At 47.6% G+C, this 248-nt stretch carries 1 pseudogene; it reads left to right on the top strand.

Annotated elements, in window-relative coordinates:
- Window positions 1-248: pseudogene (locus SB773_RS33795) on the top strand (transcription termination factor Rho); the annotation flags it as partial.

The raw sequence follows: 248 nt of genomic DNA on the forward strand, positions 1-248 counted from the left end.
GGACAGCGTGGTCTGATTGTCGCACCTCCAAAAGCTGGTAAAACGATGCTTATCAAAGAAATTGCCAATGCGATAACCACGAACCATCCTGAATCGGAATTGATTGTACTATTGATCGATGAACGCCCGGAAGAAGTGACGGACATTGAACGCTCCGTTGCTGGAGACGTGGTGAGTTCAACGTTCGATGAAGTGCCTGAAAACCATATAAAGGTGGCAGAGCTAGTGTTGGAAAGAGCTATGCGCCT

The organism is Bacillus sp. SIMBA_074 (genome assembly GCF_046534555.1).
GTDB classification, from domain to species: Bacteria; Bacillota; Bacilli; order Bacillales; family Bacillaceae_G; genus Bacillus_A; species Bacillus_A mycoides.